The organism is Kocuria rosea subsp. polaris, from assembly GCF_001483755.1.
Taxonomy (GTDB): domain Bacteria; phylum Actinomycetota; class Actinomycetes; order Actinomycetales; family Micrococcaceae; genus Kocuria; species Kocuria cellulosilytica.
On record NZ_LQBK01000006.1, the window covers coordinates 93,201 to 105,624 of the forward strand.

The window sequence follows — 12,424 nt, forward strand, 5'->3', positions numbered from 1 at the left end:
CTTCCAGGGTATGCCCCTCGAGGAGGCTCCCACCCGCACGGGCGGGCGGCGCCGCGCGGCTAGACTGGACCGGAAACCACCCCCGATCACGAGCAGGAGCGCGCATGTCTGCGATCACCCGCGAGCAGGTCGCCCACCTGGCGAAGCTCGCGCACATCGAGATGACCGAGGAGGAGCTGCGGTCCATGGCGACGGAGCTGGACCTCGTCGTCGACTCGGTGGCGTCCGTCAGCGAGGCCGCCGGACCGGACGTCCCGGCCACGAGCCACCCCATCCCGCTGCAGAACGTCTTCCGCGAGGACGTCGTGGGGGAGACCCTCACCGCCGAGGAGTCGCTGCGCAACGCGCCCGACGCCGCCGAGGGCAAGTTCAAGGTGCCCGCCATCCTGGACGAGGAGTAGTCGCATGACCAGCACTGGAACCCCCCAGGGCGTCGTCGGCCTCTCGGCCGCCGAGCTCGCCCGGCAGCTCGCCGCCGGGGAGATCACCTCCGTGGACGCCGTCCGGGCCCACCTGGACCGCATCCGGGAGACCGACGGCGCCCCCGCCGACCCCGCCGACCGCAGCCGCGGGAAGACCGGGCTCAACGCCTTCCTGCACGTCAACGCCGAGGAGGCCCTGTCCGTGGCCGCCGAGGTGGACGCCGCCCGGGCCCGCGGCGAGGAGCTGCCCGAGCTCGCCGGCGTGCCGATCGCGGTCAAGGACCTCATCGTCACCGAGGGCCAGCCCACCACCGCCGCCTCGCGGATGCTCGAGGGCTGGATGAGCCCGTACGACGCCACCGTGACCCGAAAGCTGCGCGCCGCCCGGATGCCGATGCTGGGCAAGACGAACCTCGACGAGTTCGCCATGGGCTCCTCCAACGAGCACTCCGCCTTCGGCGACACGGCCAACCCGTGGGACCTGTCCCGGATCCCGGGCGGCTCCGGCGGCGGGTCCGCCGCGGCCGTGACCGCGTTCCAGGCGCCGCTGGCCCTGGGCACCGACACCGGCGGGTCCATCCGCCAGCCGGCGGCCCTGACCGGTTCGGTCGGGGTCAAGCCGACCTACGGAGGGGTCTCGCGCTACGGCGTGATCGCCATGGCCTCCTCGCTCGACCAGGTGGGCCCCGTGGCGCGCACGGTGCTGGACGCCGCGCTGCTGCACGAGGTGATCGGCGGGCACGACCCGCGGGACTCGACGTCCCTGCCCGGCCCGGTCGGCGACCTCGCCGCCCAGGCACGGGCCGGCGCCGCCGAGGGCGGGCTGGCCGGCCTGCGCGTGGGCGTCGTCAAGGAGCTCACGGGCGAGGGCTTCCAGCCCGGCGTCCAGCAGCGCTTCCAGGAGGCCGTGGAGCTGCTGCGCTCCGCGGGCGCCGAGGTCGTGGAGGTCGAGACCCCCCACTTCAAGTACGCCCTGGGCGCCTACTACCTCATCATGTCCTCGGAGGTCTCCTCGAACCTCGCCAAGTACGACGGCGTGCGCTTCGGCCACCGCGTGCTGCCCGAGGACGGGCCCCTGACCATCGAGCGCGTGATGGGCACCACGCGGGCCGCGGGCTTCGGCGCGGAGGTCAAGCGCCGCATCATCCTGGGCACCTACGCCCTGTCCGCGGGCTACTACGACGCCTACTACGGCTCGGCGCAGAAGGTCCGCACCCTCGTGCAGCGGGACTTCGCGGCCGCGTTCGAGCAGGTGGACGTGCTCGTCTCCCCGACGGCCCCGACCACCGCGTTCGAGCGCGGCGCCGTGGACGAGTCCGCCGACCCCATGCAGATGTACCTCAACGACATCGCCACCATCCCCACCAACCTGGCGGGGGTCCCCGCCATCTCCGTCCCCGGCGGCCTCGCGCCCGAGGACGGGCTGCCGGTGGGCATCCAGTTCATGGCCCCCGCCCGCCAGGACGCCCGGCTCTACCGCGCCGGCGCCGGCCTGGAGGCCCTGCTCGAGCAGCGCTGGGGCGGGCCGCTCTGGCAGGACCTGCCGGACACCGCCGCCCTGGTCCGGGACCTGGCCGGCGCCCCCGCCGCGTCCGATCTGTCCGCACCCGTCCGGGGAGGAGCCCGCTGATGAACCGGAGCACCGAAGAGGTCCTGTCCTTCGACGAGGCCATGGAGAAGTACGACCCCGTCCTGGGCTTCGAGGTCCACGTGGAGCTCAACACCCGGACCAAGATGTTCGACGCCGCCCCCAACGTCTTCGGGGACGAGCCCAACACCAACGTCACCCCGGTCTCGCTCGGCCTGCCCGGCGTGCTCCCCGTGGTGAACCGGGTGGCCGTGGAGTCGGCGATCAAGCTCGGCCTCGCCCTGGGCTGCGAGATCCGCCCGGTCTCGCACTTCGCCCGGAAGAACTACTTCTACCCGGACACCCCCAAGAACTTCCAGACCTCCCAGTACGACGAGCCGATCGCCGAGAACGGCTCCGTCGACGTCGAGCTGGAGGACGGGACCGTGTTCACGGTCGAGATCGAGCGCGCCCACATGGAGGAGGACGCCGGCAAGCTCACGCACATGGGCGGCGCCGCCGGGCGCATCCAGGGCGCCGACTTCTCCCTGGTCGACTACAACCGCGCCGGGGTCCCGCTCATCGAGATCGTCACGAAGCCCATCGTGGGCGCCGGCTCCCGGGCACCCGAGCTGGCCCGGGTGTACGTGACCCTGATCCGGGAGATCGTGAAGAACCTCGGCATCTCGGACGCGAGGATGGAGCGCGGCAACGTCCGCTGCGACGCCAACGTGTCCCTCATGCCCAAGGGCGGGGCCACGTTCGGCACCCGTTCGGAGACCAAGAACGTGAACTCCCTGCGCGCCGTGGAGCGCGCGGTGCGCTTCGAGATCCAGCGCCACGCGACGGTCCTCGACTCCGGCGGCACGATCGTGCAGGAGACCCGGCACTGGCACGAGGACACCCGCTCCACCACCAGCGGGCGCCCGAAGTCCGACGCCGACGACTACCGCTACTTCCCGGAGCCCGACCTCGTGCCGGTCGTGACCGACCACGAGTGGATCGAGCGGCTGCGGGCGGAGCTGCCGGAGCCCCCGGCCGAGCGCCGGAAGCGGCTGAAGACCGACTGGGGGTTCTCCGACGAGGAGTTCCGGGACGTCGTTAACGCCGGGGTCCTCGACGAGATCGAGCAGACCGTCGCCGCCGGCGCCGCTCCGGCCGCGGCCCGCAAGTGGTGGATGGGCGAGATCGCCCGCCTGGCCAAGCAGCGGGAGGTGGAGATCGCCGAGCTCGGGGTCACCCCGCAGCACGTCGTCGAGCTCAACGGGCTCATCGAGGCCGGGAAGATCAACGACAAGCTCGCCAAGAAGGTCCTCGGCCACGTCCTGGACGGCGAGGGATCGCCCGCGGAGGTCGTCGAGCAGCGCGGGCTGGCGGTGGTCTCCGACGACTCCGTGCTGACCGCGGCGATCGACGACGCCATGGCGCAGATGCCCGACGTCGTGGCGAAGGTCCGGGCCGGCAAGGTCCAGGCCGTCGGGGCCCTCATCGGCCCGGTCATGAAGGCCACCCGCGGCCAGGCCGACGCCGGCCGGGTGCGGGAGCTGATCCTGGAGAAGCTCGGCGTGCAGGGCTGACCCGCGGCGGGCCCGCGCGCCCGCACACCGCCAGGGGCCGCCTCTCGCCGTGCGGCCGGGGCCGCGGAGGCGGCCCCGCCGCACGGCGTGCGAGCATGGGCACATGGACCGTGCATGCGACGTGCTCATCATCGGCGGCGGCATCGCCGGACTGTCCCTGGCCTCGGAGCTGGCGGACCGGCGGGGGAGCGGGGAGGGGATCGCCCTCGTGGAGGCCGAGCCCGACCTGGCCCACCACACCTCCGGGCGCTCGGCCGAGCAGCTGATCCCCAGCTACGGACCGGCGCCCGTCCGGGAGCTGACCGGGGCCACCGTGGCCCGGCTGCTCGACCCGCACCCCACCCCGCCCCGGCCCCTGGCCTGGCCCAGCCGGATGGTCCTCGTGGGCACCGAGGAGCGGCTGCAGGCCGAGGCGGCCCCGGGGACCCGGGCGCTGTCCCGCGCGGAGCTCGTGGAGCTGTGCCCTGAGCTGGCCTGCTCCCCGGCGGACGCGGTCGAGGCCGGGCGCCTCGACAGCACCTCCGTGCGCACCGACGCCTGGGCCCTCGTTGCGTGGCACCGCGACCGCGCCGCGGCGGCGGGCGCGCGGCTGCTCACCGGCGCCCCGATGACCGCGGCGGAGCCCGACGGCACCGGCTGGCAGGTCACGGCCGGTGCCCACCGGCTGCGGGCCCGGCAGGTCGTGGTCGCGGCGGGCGCCTGGGCGGACGAGGTGGCGGGCCTGTTCGGCGCCGCCCCGCTGGGCCTGCGCCCGCTGCGGCGCACCGCGGCCCTCGTGCGGCTGGCGAAGCCGCTCCCCGCGGACCACCCCATGGTCGTGGCCGCGGACCACGGCTGGTACTACCGGCGGGCGGGGGAGGGCGCGCTCGTCTCCCCGTCCGAGGCCGTGCCCAGCGAGCCCTGCGACGCCCAGCCGGTGCTCGAGGACGTCGAGGACCTCGTGGCGCGGCTCAACGCCACGACCTCCCTGGGCGTCACCGGGATCGAGCGGGCCTGGACCGGGCTGCGCACCGAGGCCCCGGACGGCGTGCCCGTGTGCGGCTTCGACGTCGCCGTGCCCGGGCTGCTGTGGCTCGCGGGCCAGGGCGGCTACGGCTTCCAGACCAGCGACGCCATGGCCCGGGCCGCCGCGGACCTGCTCCTCGACGGGACGGTGGGCCCGTGGTGCTCCAGGGAGACCGCCGCCGCCCTGGACCCGCTCCGACTTCGTCGCTGAGCCGAGCGGGGGTCCCTCCGGCAGCGGCGCGGGAACCGCAGCTGCACGTGCACGCCGGGCACGGTTCTGCCGGGCGTCTCCGTCAGCGGCCGAGGTCGTCCAGGAACGCCACGAGGTCGGCGGCGACCCGCTCCGGCCGCTCCCACATCACCAGGTGACCGGTGTCCTCGTAGACGACCAGCCGAGCGCCCGGGATCGCCGTGACCAGCGCATCCGTGTGCTCCCGGGAGAGCAGACCGTCGCACGCTCCCCAGAGGACCAGGGTGGGGACGGCGATCGTCCCGGCGTCGGTCGGAGGACGGGCGGTGGTCAGGCCCTCGAGGGAGCGCTGCCGCACGCGGGCGGGGACGGCCGCGCCGTGCCTGATGCTCTCCTCGACGTACCACTGCGGAACCGGCTGGACGGTCGGGAACCAGCCCAGGAACTCCCGGACCCAGGCGGGGTCGACGGGGTCGCTGAGCCCCTCCACCTCGTCGGCGAACGGCGCAGGGCCCTGCAGGGAGCGGGGCGAGCCCACCAGGACGAGGCCGAGCACCCGGTGCGGATGGTGGAGAGCGACCTGCTGGGCGACGTACCCGCCGCTGGACGAGCCCAGCAGGACGGCCGACGTCAGGCCCAGGGCGTCCAGCAGCGCCACCACGTCCGCGGCGAGGTCCGGCAGCCCGTAGCCGTCCTGCGGCCGGTCGGCCTCCCCGTGGCCGCGCTGGTCCGGGGCGACGGCACGCACGGTGGCGGGCAGCAGGGGGAGCAGCCGGGAGAACTCCCGGTGGGACTCGCCCCAGCCGTGGAGCAGGACGACCGGTGTCGCTCCGGCCGGGCCCGTGGCGACCCAGGACACGGTCACGCCCGTGGCGAGGAGGGAGTGCTGGACGGGCAGGTCGTTCCCCATGCCCCGCAGTCTATGCCGCCACGAGCCATCCCTCCCGGCGGAGCGGGCGGTCCGTGCCCCGGCCGCCGCTCCCGCGGGCGGGGCGGAACGGCGCGGTCAGACCCCGGCGAGCCCCATCCGGTCCAGCACCCAGGCGTACTCCCAGGCCGTGTCCTTCCACTGGGAGTACCGGCCGGAGGCTCCGCCGTGGCCCCCGGCCATCTCGCAGCGCAGCAGCACCGGTTCGCCGGAGGTCGAGGCACCGCGCAGCGCGGCCACCCACTTGGCGGGCTCCACGTAGAGCACCCGGGTGTCGTTGAGGCTCGTCACGGCGAGGATCGGGGGATAGGGCAGGGCGCGGACGTTCTCGTAGGGGGAGTAGTCGCGCATGTAGCGGTAGACGTGCGCGTCCTCGATGGGGTTGCCCCACTCCTCCCACTCGAGCGCCGTGAGCGGCAGGCTCGGGTCGAGGATGGACGTCAGCGGGTCCACGAACGGCACCGCGGCCAGGGCGCCGCAGTACTTCTCGGGGGCGAGGTTGAGCACCGCGCCCACCAGCAGGCCGCCGGCGGAGCCCCCCATCACCAGGATCCGCCGCTCGTCGATGTCCGGGCGGGCGGCGAGGTGGTCGGTGACCGCCACGTAGTCGGTGAACGTGTTCGTCTTGTGCAGCTTCTTGCCGTGCTCGTACCAGGTCCGGCCGAGCTCCCCGCCGCCGCGCACGTGCGCCACGGCCCACACCACGCCGCGGTCCAGCAGGGACAGCCGAGAGACCGAGAACGCGGGGTCGGTGCTGTGCTCGTAGGAGCCGTAGGCGTACTGCAGCACCGGCGCCGGCACGTCGCGGTCGAGGTCCGCCCGGCGGATCAGGGAGACGGGGATGCGGGTGCCGTCCGCCGCGGCGGCCCAGTCCCGCTCGACCGTGTAGTCGGCGGGGTCGTAGCCGCCGAGCACCGTGGCCTCGCGGCGCAGCAGCGGCTCGGCGGGCAGGGCGTCGTCGTCCCCCGTGGCGCCCGCCACGAAGACGTCGTAGACGCGCGGGGGCGTCGTGAAGGACGTGTAGGAGAGTCGCACCACGGGGGCGTCGTGCTCGGCGGCGGAGACGCTCGCGGTGTAGAGCTCCTCGGCGAAGGCCGGCTCCACGGGGTCGGCCTGGGCGGCCGTGCCCAGGCCGGCGAGCGGGAGCAGCCGGACCCGCAGCGTGGTGTCCGCCCGGACGGAGACCACCAGGTGGGTGGCCGTCACGGCGCAGCCGTTGACCCGGACGGTCTCCGAGGCCGGCACGACGTCGCGCAGGGCGATCTCCGCGATCGGGCGGCCGAGGTCGGCCGGGTCCATGAGGGAGATCCGGGAGTTCGGGGCGTCGTGGTCGTGGGTCAGCAGGATCTGCTCCCGCCCGTCCAGCAGCAGGGGCTCCGCCTCGTAGAGCACGCGGTCGGTGCGGGGCAGCACCACCTGCAGCGGCGCCGCCGGGTCCGCGACCGGCTGGACGAGCTGCTCGGAGAACTCGGAGCACATCGCCTCGACCACGATCCAGCGGCGGTCCGCGGACAGGCCCGCCCCGAGCCACAGACCGGGGTCGGCCTCCTCGTGGACGACGACGTCCTCGGCCACCGGGGTGCCCAGCTCGTGCCGGCGCAGCTGGTGCGGGCGCCAGGACTCGTCCACCACCGTGTAGTACACGGCGCGGGCGTCCGGGGTGAGGAAGGAGCCGTAGAAGGTCCCGGGGATCTCGTCGGCGAGCAGCGCGCCCGTGGTGAGGTCCCGGACCCGCAGGGTGAAGCGCTCGTCGCCGGTGACGTCCTCGGCCCAGGCCAGCAGCTCCCCGTCCTCGGAGACGTCGAAGCTGCCGAGGGAGTAGAACTCGTGCTCGGCGGCCTCCGCGTTGGCGTCGAGGAGGATCTGCTCCCCGGTCATGGGGGTGCCGGGCTCGACGACGGGCGGGGTCCAGTCGGCGATCACGTCCCCGGTGCTCACCGCCGGGACCCGGCAGAACACCTGGTGCGCGCCGCCCTCCACCGTGCGGGCGAAGTACCACCAGGCGCCGCGCCGGCTGGGCACGGACAGGTCGGTCTCCTGGGTGCGGTCCCTGATCTCCCCGAAGATCGTCTCCCGCAGCCCCGTGAGGTGGGCGGTGGCGGACTCCGCGTACTCGTTCTCCGCGGCGAGGTGGGTCAGCACCTCGGGGGAGTCCTTGTCCCGCATCCACTCGTACGGGTCGGAGAACACGTGGCCGTGGAAGGCTCGCTCGACGGGCTGCTGACGGATCTGCGGGGGAAGGACAGTCATGGTCCCCATCCTAGGGAAGACGTCCCGGCAGCGGACGGGGCGGGTGGTGCGGGCCGCGCGGCTCGGGAGCCGCCCGTCCCGGGTGCCCGCCCGGCCCGGTGCCACAATGGCCGGATGAGCACCCCCGCCCACCTGCACCCCCGCCCGCCGGCCTTCGGGTCCACCCGCGCCGACCTGTGGCTGCAGGTGCTCCTCGTGCTCGGGGTGTCCCTGGGCGCCTCGGCCCTCTACGCGGTGCTCTCCCTCGCCGAGGACCTCGCCCGCGGACCGCTGTCCGAGGCGCAGGCCACGATGAACCCGCCGCTGAGCCGGCAGCCTCTCTTCGACCTGCTGCGCCAGCTCACCGGCATCGGCCTGGACCTGGTGCCGGTGCTGCTGGCCCTGTACCTGCTGGCCGGCTCCGCCGGAGCGCTGGGCACGGTCCGCCGGCGGATCGGCCTCGACGCCCGCATGCCCGTCCCGGACCTCGGCCTGGGCACCGTGCTCTTCGTGCTCATGGGGCTGGGGACGCTGGTGCTCTACGGCGCGGGCCGGGCCCTGGGCGTCACGGCGCAGGTCAGCACGTCCGGGCTCGCTGAGCACTGGTGGACGGTTCCCGTGCTGCTGCTCTCGGCCGTGCGCCACGCCCTGGTCGAGGAGGTCGTGGTGGTCGCGTTCCTGACCGACCGGCTCACCCGCATCGGGTGGAACTGGCCGGTGGTGCTGGTGGTCACGGCCCTGTTCCGCGGCAGCTACCACCTCTACCAGGGGATCGGGCCGTTCCTCGGCAACGTGGTCATGGGCCTGGTCTTCGCGGAGCTCTACCGGCGCACCGGCCGGGTGATGCCCCTCGTCGTCGCGCACTTCCTGCTGGACGCCGTGGGCTTCCTCGGCGCCGCCCGGCTGCTGGGCTGACGCCCGGGGGCCGGGCCCGTCCGGTGGCCCCGGGGCTCAGATGGTGACGGGGCCGTCCGGGGTGCTGAAGGTGACGGAGAGCACCCCGGGGGTGCCCTCCGGATAGCGCCAGTCGACCTCCAGGTCCTCGAGCGCGGTCTCCACGGGGGCGCCCAGCCACTCGGTGACCCGGTCCGGGGCCCCGGCGATGCACATCCCCGCGAGCCCGACGTCCGTGATCCGCGCCTGCGAGGGGTGCATCTCGGGGTCGGACTCGAAGTGCACCATGAACGGCAGCTGGGGGTCGGCGATGAGGCCCTTCACGCCGATCTGACGCCACTCGAGGCACCGGCCGTCCGGGAACACCCGGCAGCCGGGGACGGAGGACCGGCCCAGGCGCTGCTCGAAGGGGGCGAGGTCGTCGACCTCCACGACCCAGCCCAGCCAGCCCCCGCCCGCCTCGGAGCGGGCGCGCACGGCCTGGCCGAACGGCGCCTTCACCGCGGCCGGGTGCTCGAGGACCTCGACGACCTCGACGTACTGGTGGTTCGTGAGGGGGAGGATCATGTTGCGGGTGCCGAAACGGGGGTGCACCCCGCCCTTGACCGGCTCGATCCCGAGCTGGTCGGCGATGCGCTCGGTGGTGGCCGCCAGGCCCTCCGGGCGGCAGGCGTAGGACACGTGGTCGACTCTCATGGGCTCATCGTGGCACCGTGTGAGTTTCGTCTCCAAATCGGTCCGCGGGGCACCCGGTGCGGTGCGCCCGGCGCCCGCCGCCGGGTGTCACGCCCGGGCCCGGCTTGACGCCGTGTCGTCCGGATCCGGAGAATGCTGTCCAGGTCATGAGCGCCAGCGTCCAAGCCCCAGCTAGCTGGCCGGCAACCCTCCACCGCGGTGGGGTGCCCTGGGTGAAGACCAGGCTCCTCGCGACCGGCGAGCGAGCAAGCGCGGGTCCCCGGTGCCCGGCCGCTCCCGGCCGCACCGCCTCGGCCGGGACGGGACCCCTGACACCCGCAAGGAGTCCCACGGCATGTCCGAGACCACCGCTTCCAGCACCGACCGCTCCATCGCCGAGCGGCCCACTCCCGAGAACCCGGGGGGCTGGGCGTTCGAGACCCGGCAGATCCACGCGGGGCAGAGCCCCGACCCGGTCACCGGCTCCCGGGCCCTGCCCATCCACCAGACCACGTCCTTCGTCTTCCCGGACGCCCAGGCCGCGGCCGACCGCTTCGCCCTCGCCGAGCTCGGGCCGATCTACACGCGGATCGGCAACCCGACCACGGAGGTCGTGGAGAACCGGATCGCCGCCCTGGAGGGCGGCGTGGGCGCCCTGATGCTCAGCGCGGGGCAGTCGGCCACGACGTTCGCGGTGCTCAACGTGGCCGGCGCCGGCGACCACATCGTGGCCAGCCCCAGCCTCTACGGCGGGACCTACAACCTGTTCAAGTACACGCTGCCCAAGCTCGGCGTCGAGACCACCTTCGTGACCGACCCGGACGACCCCGAGGAGTGGCGGCGGGCGGTGCGGCCGAACACCAAGGCCTTCTTCGCGGAGACCATCCCGAACCCGCGCAACGACGTCCTCGACATCGAGACGGTCTCCGGGATCGCGCACGACTCCGAGGTGCCGCTCATCGTGGACAACACCGTGGCGACCCCGTACCTGGTCCAGCCCTTCCGCTGGGGCGCGGACGTCGTGGTGCACTCGGCCACGAAGTTCCTCGGAGGGCACGGCACGGCGATCGGCGGGGTGATCGTGGACTCCGGGGCCTTCGACTTCGGCCGCTACCCGGAGCGCTTCCCCGGCTTCAACCAGCCGGACGAGTCCTACGCGGGGCTCGTCTACGCCCGGGACCTGGGGGCGGAGGGACCCTTCGGCGTCAACCTGTCCTACATCCTCAAGGCTCGGGTGCAGCTGCTGCGCGACCTCGGCTCCGCGATCTCCCCGTTCAACGCGTTCCTCATCGAGCAGGGCATCGAGACGCTGTCCCTGCGGATGGAGCGGCACGTGGCCAACGCCGGGGAGGTGGCCCGCTGGCTCGAGGCGCGCGAGGACGTGCGCTCGGTGTCCTGGGCCGGGCTGGAGTCCTCCCCGTGGCACGGGCGGGCGCAGAAGTACGCGCCCCGGGGCGCCGGGTCGATCCTGGGCTTCGTGCTCGAGGGCGGCCGCGAGGCCGGGGCCGCCTTCGTGGACGCCCTGACCCTGCACTCGAACGTCGCGAACATCGGCGACGTCCGCTCCCTCGTCATCCACCCGGCGTCCACCACGCACAGCCAGCTCCTGCCCGAGGAGCAGCTGGCCGCCGGGGTGGAGCCCGGCTTCGTGCGCCTGTCCGTGGGCCTGGAGCACATCGAGGACATCCTGGCGGACCTGGAGCAGGGCTTCGCCGCGGCCGCGCACGGAGGGCAGGAGTGACCGTGACCGTCGTGGGGGGTGCCGGCGCCGGGACCGCCGTCCGCGAGGACGGGGTGCCGCGCGTGGCCGCGATCGGCGAGCTGGAGCTCGAGTCGGGCTTCCGGCTGCCCGAGGTCCGGATCGCCTACGAGACCTGGGGGACCCTGGCCCCGGACGGGTCCAACGCGGTGCTCGTCGAGCACGCGCTCACCGGGGACACCCACGTGGCGGCCGGCCGGGCCCGCCCCGGCGCCTCCGAGGCGGAGCGGCGCGCCGCGCAGAGCGGCGGCTGGTGGGAGGGCCTGGTCGGCCCCGGCGCTGCCATCGACACGGACCGCTGGTTCGTGGTCTGCACCAACATCGTGGGCGGCTGCTACGGGTCCACGGGTCCGGCGGCCCCCGCGCCGCCGGACGTGGACCCGGAGGGCCGCCCGTGGGGCTCCCGCTTCCCGCTCGTCACGGTCCGGGACTCCGTGCACGCCGAGGCGGCGCTGGCCGACGCCCTCGGGATCGGCTCCTGGCGCCTGGTCATCGGCGGCTCCATGGGCGGTGCCCGGGCCCTGGAGTGGGCCGTGACCTACCCCGACCGGGTCCGGGCGTGCGCGGTGGTCGCCGCGTGCGCCCAGTCCAGCGCCGAGCAGCTCGCCTGGGGCCAGGCGCAGAACCTCGCGATCCGCCAGGACCCCCACTTCCGCGGCGGGGACTACTACGACGGTCCGCTGCCCGTCACGGGCCTGGGCCTGGCCCGGCGGATCGCCCACATCACGTACCGCTCCGCCGACGAGCTGCACCACCGGTTCGGGCGCTCGCCGCAGGCCGACGAGCACGTCATCGGCACCCACCCCGGAGGCCGGGGGCGCTACCAGGTGGAGAGCTACCTCGACCACCAGGCGTCCAAGCTCGCCGGGCGCTTCGACGCCAACAGCTACCTGGCGGTCAACGAGACGCTCATGTCGCACGACGTGGCCCGGGGTCGCGGCACGCTCGAGGAGGCGCTGTCGGTGACCTCGTGCGAGTGGCTCGTGGCGGCCGTGGACTCCGACCGGCTCTACCTGCCCCGCGAGTCGGACGTCCTGGCCGCCGCGCTGCCCGGGGACGTCCGGCGGCACACCCTGACCTCGCCCTCCGGCCACGACGGCTTCCTCATCGAGACGCCCCAGCTGGGGAAGCTGCTCCTGGAGACCGTGCTGCGCGAGCCCTGAGCCGGGGCAGGGACC

10 protein-coding genes and 1 riboswitch are annotated in these 12,424 nt (G+C 74.2%); of the genes, 7 read left to right on the forward strand and 3 right to left on the reverse strand.

Going from position 1 to position 12,424, the window contains the following annotated elements:
* The first annotated feature begins 104 nt into the window (after positions 1-104).
* The 4 genes from gatC to AVL61_RS06010 all read left to right on the forward strand — a co-directional run bounded on the left by gatC (position 105) and on the right by AVL61_RS06010 (position 4,782).
* The gene (gatC, locus tag AVL61_RS05995; protein WP_058873452.1) at positions 105-401 is read left to right on the forward strand and encodes an Asp-tRNA(Asn)/Glu-tRNA(Gln) amidotransferase subunit GatC; all 297 of its coding nucleotides are present in this window, start codon (positions 105-107) and stop codon (positions 399-401) included.
* A 4-nt stretch (positions 402-405) separates the two neighbouring features.
* Entirely contained in the window at positions 406-2,052 is a 1,647-nt protein-coding gene (gene gatA / locus AVL61_RS06000; protein WP_058873453.1) for an Asp-tRNA(Asn)/Glu-tRNA(Gln) amidotransferase subunit GatA, read from the forward strand.
* Positions 2,052-3,566, forward strand: coding sequence for an Asp-tRNA(Asn)/Glu-tRNA(Gln) amidotransferase subunit GatB (gatB, locus tag AVL61_RS06005; protein WP_058873454.1), 1,515 nt, complete (start codon positions 2,052-2,054; stop codon positions 3,564-3,566). The genes gatA and gatB overlap by 1 nt, the downstream gene beginning before the upstream one ends.
* Positions 3,567-3,669: 103 nt before the next feature.
* Positions 3,670-4,782 carry an NAD(P)/FAD-dependent oxidoreductase gene (locus AVL61_RS06010; protein WP_058873455.1) on the forward strand — a complete coding sequence of 371 codons (1,113 nt, stop codon included), beginning with the start codon at positions 3,670-3,672 and terminating at the stop codon, positions 4,780-4,782.
* An 82-nt stretch (positions 4,783-4,864) separates the two neighbouring features.
* Here AVL61_RS06010 and AVL61_RS06015 read toward each other — a convergent pair whose 3' ends face one another.
* Entirely contained in the window at positions 4,865-5,671 is an 807-nt protein-coding gene (locus tag AVL61_RS06015; protein WP_058873456.1) for an alpha/beta fold hydrolase, read from the reverse strand.
* Between the two features lie 96 nt (positions 5,672-5,767).
* Positions 5,768-7,939 carry a S9 family peptidase gene (locus tag AVL61_RS06020; RefSeq protein WP_058873457.1) on the reverse strand — a complete coding sequence of 724 codons (2,172 nt, stop codon included), beginning with the start codon at positions 7,937-7,939 and terminating at the stop codon, positions 5,768-5,770.
* A 114-nt stretch (positions 7,940-8,053) separates the two neighbouring features.
* On the opposite strand from AVL61_RS06020, the gene AVL61_RS06025 reads away from it, so the two are divergent.
* A complete protein-coding gene (locus AVL61_RS06025; protein ID WP_058873458.1) occupies positions 8,054-8,833 on the forward strand; it encodes a CPBP family intramembrane glutamic endopeptidase in 780 nt (259 codons plus the stop codon).
* Between the two features lie 36 nt (positions 8,834-8,869).
* On the opposite strand, the gene AVL61_RS06030 is transcribed toward AVL61_RS06025, so the two are convergent.
* Complete coding sequence (locus AVL61_RS06030; protein WP_058873459.1) at positions 8,870-9,508, reverse strand: VOC family protein; 639 nt, start codon at positions 9,506-9,508, stop codon at positions 8,870-8,872.
* A gap of 142 nt (positions 9,509-9,650) precedes the next feature.
* Positions 9,651-9,766: riboswitch (SAM riboswitch) on the forward strand.
* Positions 9,767-9,842: 76 nt separating this feature from the next.
* On the opposite strand from AVL61_RS06030, the gene AVL61_RS06035 reads away from it, so the two are divergent.
* Both AVL61_RS06035 and metX read left to right on the forward strand, forming a co-directional pair.
* Positions 9,843-11,228: a bifunctional o-acetylhomoserine/o-acetylserine sulfhydrylase gene (locus AVL61_RS06035; RefSeq protein ID WP_231738290.1), complete on the forward strand. Its 1,386-nt coding sequence runs from the start codon at positions 9,843-9,845 to the stop codon at positions 11,226-11,228.
* The gene (gene metX / locus AVL61_RS06040) at positions 11,225-12,409 is read left to right on the forward strand and encodes a homoserine O-acetyltransferase MetX (protein ID WP_058873460.1); all 1,185 of its coding nucleotides are present in this window, start codon (positions 11,225-11,227) and stop codon (positions 12,407-12,409) included. The genes AVL61_RS06035 and metX overlap by 4 nt, the downstream gene beginning before the upstream one ends.
* Positions 12,410-12,424 lie beyond the last annotated feature (15 nt).

What these genes read in the sequence shown, in the direction of transcription:
- gatC (WP_058873452.1), top strand. Translation starts at nt 105, where the DNA reads ATGTCTGCGATCACCCGCGAGCAGGTCGCCCACCTGGCGAAGCTCGCG.
- gatA (WP_058873453.1), top strand. Translation starts at nt 406, where the DNA reads ATGACCAGCACTGGAACCCCCCAGGGCGTCGTCGGCCTCTCGGCCGCC.
- gatB (WP_058873454.1), top strand. Translation starts at nt 2,052, where the DNA reads ATGAACCGGAGCACCGAAGAGGTCCTGTCCTTCGACGAGGCCATGGAG.
- AVL61_RS06010 (WP_058873455.1), top strand. Translation starts at nt 3,670, where the DNA reads ATGGACCGTGCATGCGACGTGCTCATCATCGGCGGCGGCATCGCCGGA.
- AVL61_RS06015 (WP_058873456.1), bottom strand. Translation starts at nt 5,671, where the DNA reads ATGGGGAACGACCTGCCCGTCCAGCACTCCCTCCTCGCCACGGGCGTG.
- AVL61_RS06020 (WP_058873457.1), bottom strand. Translation starts at nt 7,939, where the DNA reads ATGACTGTCCTTCCCCCGCAGATCCGTCAGCAGCCCGTCGAGCGAGCC.
- AVL61_RS06025 (WP_058873458.1), top strand. Translation starts at nt 8,054, where the DNA reads ATGAGCACCCCCGCCCACCTGCACCCCCGCCCGCCGGCCTTCGGGTCC.
- AVL61_RS06030 (WP_058873459.1), bottom strand. Translation starts at nt 9,508, where the DNA reads ATGAGAGTCGACCACGTGTCCTACGCCTGCCGCCCGGAGGGCCTGGCG.
- AVL61_RS06035 (WP_231738290.1), top strand. Translation starts at nt 9,843, where the DNA reads ATGTCCGAGACCACCGCTTCCAGCACCGACCGCTCCATCGCCGAGCGG.